The sequence below is a fragment of the Paraferrimonas sp. SM1919 genome, from assembly GCF_010993985.1.
In the GTDB taxonomy this organism is placed as follows: Bacteria; Pseudomonadota; Gammaproteobacteria; order Enterobacterales; family Shewanellaceae; genus SM1919.
In genome coordinates, this window is the sequence record NZ_WINH01000044.1 from 1 (window position 1) to 3917 (window position 3917).

Consider the following 3917-nt stretch of genomic DNA (forward strand, 5'->3'; position numbering starts at 1 on the left):
GTATCTTAAATTTGGTGGCTTTTACAGGGAGCTTGGACGGGACCACATTCATTCACCACATCCCTGTGGCTCACCCTGCGGGCAGCTAACGCTGTGCAAAAGTACTTGCTGTACTTTTTGTCCCGACAACCTAGCCAGCTTCGCTGTCTGGGTCGCTCACGTCGTTCTTTATTAATTGCATTGTTAAGGTGTTCGAGCTTACGCCCTGACCCGTCCCTGGTGGATCCCTCCACTTGCCATCCATAGCAAGTGTTCGTCAGCTGCGAAGTTTCGCTTCGGTCTGCCTTACTCGGTTCATTCGCTACACCCCTGTAGCTCACACTACGGGCAGCTAACGCTGTGCAAAAGTACTTCCAGTATTTTGGTTGCCACATTGTTAGCATTCGGCTAAACCACAAGGTATTGTTCTAAATTACTGCTGATAGCTGTTAGCTGAAGTGCAATAAGGTAGGTTTATATCAATCTTTCATTGTTTTGCTGTTAGCACTTTAGAAGGGAGGCTGCATATGTGAACTATGGCTAGCATTTGTAGGCGACCTAAATTTACTATTATTGAATGGGATTATCTGATCAAGGGCTATTTCCTGAGATGCAAACTTATCTACTTTGAGTGAGTTACAATAACTATCCTAATTTTATAAACCAAGCTATATAAACATATTCAGTGTTGGTACACTTACCAGCAACTAAACTTTATCTTTTTTGCCCTAAGAGACGCTAATGCCAAGTCTGTCATTAAAACCTTTTCATACCTTTGGTTTCGAACATAAAGCTGAATCACTCATCGAAATCACCAGCGTGGCACAACTGCTTGGATTAGTGTTGCAATTAGAGGATGAATTGCCAATCATATTAGGAGAGGGCAGCAACAGTATTTTTACTGCTGATGTCAGTAAATCGGTTTGGATTAATAAAATTCTGGGTAAAACATATACTGAATTTGATGACCATTATATTGTTGAGGCTATGGCTGGTGAAAACTGGGATAATTTTGTCCGTTGGACCATAGAGAATAACCTATTTGGGCTCGAGAATTTGGCACTTATTCCTGGTAGTGTTGGCGCCTGTCCGGTTCAGAATATTGGTGCTTATGGTGTTGAAATAAAGGACTTCTTTCACTCTTTAGAGTATATCAATCTGACTACAGGTAAGCTCATCAGTTTAAGTCTTGATGAGTTGAGATTTGGCTATAGAGACTCCATCTTTAAGCATGATCTTAAAGATATAGCCATTATCACTAAAGTTTGCTTTAAGCTACCCAAACTATGGCAACCAAAACTAGAATATGGGCCTCTTAAATCGTTACAGTCTGAGCAAGCACTGGCTGCGATAACTGTCTATAACAAAATATGTGAAGTTCGCTTAAGCAAGCTGCCTGACCCTAAAGTGCTTGGTAATGCCGGTAGCTTTTTTAAAAATCCAGTTATTAAAGCTCCAATACTCAAACAGATACTTAAGTCTCATCCTAATATACCAAGCTACCCTCAAGCTAATGGTGAATATAAGGTTGCGGCTGGTTGGCTTATTGAACAGGCAGGGTTTAAGGGTAAATTTTATAAGGGGCTAGAGGTTTATCACAAACAAGCTCTGGTGCTCACCAATCACGGCCAGGCAGAATCGAGTTCATTACTTGAGTTAGCCTCTGCAATAATAGCAAAAGTACAGCTACAATTTGGCATCAAGTTAGAAACTGAAGTGCGCTTTATAGGCAGCGATGGCGAGTGGAGTCCTTTTAATGCCTGAAACTTATAATCGAGTTGAGTTAATTAAACTGTTAGCTAAGCATGAGTTTATTTCTGGCGAGCAATTAGCAAAAACCCTTAATGTATCGAGAATGACAGTTAACCGACAGATTGCTCAATTGCAGCAACTGGGTGTCGATATATTTAGCTTGAAAGGTAAAGGATATAAACTTAATAGCACTGTAGAACTATTTGATATAAGTAAACTTAATAATGTCATTGGTCAATCTGTAAGTTATTTTCCCGAAATAGAAAGCACTAATAGCTTTCTACTAAATCATTTGGGTGAGTTAACCCAGCATCATGTCTGCATTGCAGAATATCAAAGCAGTGGTAGGGGACGAAGGGGGCGTAATTGGTTTTCACCTTTTGGTGCTAGCCTGTACTATAGCCATTATTTCCAATTCCCAGGCACACTCGCAGCTGCCAGTTGTATCAGCTTGATTGTTGGATTGGCTTTATACAGTACATTAGTTGAGCAGGGTATAAACAGCCTAGGAGTGAAATGGCCGAATGACCTTTATCTTAATGGTGAAAAATTAGCTGGTATTCTGGTAGAAGTAAATGGTCAAGCAGAAGGACCATGCCATTTGGTAATAGGTGTAGGGGTAAATTTGCACTTGCCAGTAACTGCCAAAGAGAAGATAGATCAGGCTTTTACAGACTTAGCAACCAGCTCATTAAAGCTTAATAAAACTGAGCTAACAATCGCCTTTCATGAAAAATTAAAGACCTATCTTGATGAATATCAGAATAGCTCAATGCAACAATTTATATCCCGCTGGCAAGAGGCTGATTTATTCATAAATCAGCATGTCAAACTTGTCTCTGGGGTAAACGAAATAACCGGGATTGCAAAGGGTATTAATGAGCTTGGTCATTTGCAGCTAGAAATAGATGGCAAACTGAAAAGCTTTGCAGGTGGCGAATTAAGTTTGCGATTACTTTCTTAGCGCTACACTTGATACAAAATGATCATTACCCTTTTCTAAAATTAAGTTTGCCCGAACTTTAGTTGGCAAAATATTTTGTCTCAAGTTCGGTCCGTTAATTTTCTCCCAGATATTACTCGCTGTCTTTCTGGCTTCACTGTCGCTTAAACTGGCATAGTGTGAAAAATAGCTATTGGGAAGCCTAAAAGCGGTCTCTCGGAATTTCAAAAAACGCTCGATATACCATGTTTTAAGCAGGGATTCTTCCGCGTCAACAAAAATAGAGAAATCGACAAAATCCGACAAAAACCGTTTTGGTTTGTCTTCGGTGTTGTCAGCATGGCTCTGCAATACATTAAGCCCCTCAATAATTAAAATATCAGGTTGGTCAATCAATTGCTTTTCATTCGGGTTTATATCATAAGTAATATGTGAATATATTGGCACTTCAAGATTAGGCTTGCCCGCTTTTACATCGGAAGCAAACTGCAGAAGTTGTTTTACATCATAGCTTTCGGGAAACCCTTTGCGATCTAGAATATTCTTTTGTTTAAGAATCGCTAATGGATAAAGGAAACCATCAGTAGTGACCAAGTCAACTTTGGGGTGTTGTGGCCAACGTTGTAGTAGTGCTTGCATAATACGTGCAGTTGTACTTTTACCAACCGAAACACTACCGGCAATAGATATTATATAGGGACAATTATTTGTTGGCTTACCGAGGAAGCCATTCAAAATTGTTGCACGTTGCTGAGTTGAGCCGACATATAGGTTTAATAATCGACTTAAAGGTAAGTAGATCTGTTCAACCTCGGCTAATGAGAGTTGTTCATTGATACCTTTTAGCGACGCAATATCATCTGAAGTAAGCTCTAGCGGTACATTATTTCTTAGTTTTGACCAAGATTGTCTTCGAAAATCAATATAAGAGCCGCTAAAAGTGTTTGAATTCAAATCCATAATCCAAAGCTGAATAATAGTTGATGAACCATATACCATGGTGGCAAATGAAACAAGTTAATCCCTGCCCAATGGCGCTACCTAAAGTTTAAAAATCAATCTATTAGTTTATAACTTGAGCGGTTGAGTGTTTTTTTTGGTTTTTTATAAAAATCCACTTGCAAGTTATTTCTAATTTCCCTATTATCCTCGCTCGAAATGAAACGCCGTCTTAGCTCAGTAGGTAGAGCAACTGACTTGTAATCAGTAGGTCACCAGTTCGATTCCGGTAGACGGCACCATT

The 3917-nt window shown here is 39.6% G+C and carries 3 protein-coding genes and 1 tRNA gene; 3 read left to right on the plus strand and 1 reads right to left on the minus strand.

Annotation, left to right across the window (positions count from 1 at the left end; all coding sequences use genetic code 11):
- The first annotated feature begins 720 nt into the window (after positions 1 to 720).
- Together murB and birA are read left to right on the plus strand one after the other, a co-directional pair.
- Positions 721 to 1743 carry a UDP-N-acetylmuramate dehydrogenase gene (gene murB / locus GFB48_RS17000; RefSeq protein ID WP_163938621.1) on the plus strand — a complete coding sequence of 341 codons (1023 nt, stop codon included), beginning with the start codon at positions 721 to 723 and terminating at the stop codon, positions 1741 to 1743.
- Positions 1736 to 2695 (plus strand): bifunctional biotin--[acetyl-CoA-carboxylase] ligase/biotin operon repressor BirA, encoded by a 960-nt coding sequence (gene birA, locus GFB48_RS17005; RefSeq protein WP_163938624.1) that lies wholly within the window; start codon positions 1736 to 1738, stop codon positions 2693 to 2695. Before murB ends, birA begins: the two co-directional genes overlap by 8 nt.
- Here the strand turns inward: birA and coaA are convergent.
- Positions 2684 to 3634, minus strand: a complete 951-nt coding sequence (gene coaA, locus GFB48_RS17010) for a type I pantothenate kinase (RefSeq protein WP_163938627.1) — start codon at positions 3632 to 3634, stop codon at positions 2684 to 2686. The genes birA and coaA overlap by 12 nt on opposite strands.
- A gap of 205 nt (positions 3635 to 3839) precedes the next feature.
- On the opposite strand from coaA, the gene GFB48_RS17015 reads away from it, so the two are divergent.
- A tRNA-Thr gene (locus GFB48_RS17015) sits at positions 3840 to 3915 on the plus strand.
- The last annotated feature ends 2 nt before the right edge of the window (positions 3916 to 3917 follow it).

Coding starts and splice junctions, on each gene's coding strand:
- murB (WP_163938621.1), top strand. CDS start 721: ATGCCAAGTCTGTCATTAAAACCTTTTCATACCTTTGGTTTCGAACAT.
- birA (WP_163938624.1), top strand. CDS start 1,736: ATGCCTGAAACTTATAATCGAGTTGAGTTAATTAAACTGTTAGCTAAG.
- coaA (WP_163938627.1), bottom strand. CDS start 3,634: ATGGATTTGAATTCAAACACTTTTAGCGGCTCTTATATTGATTTTCGA.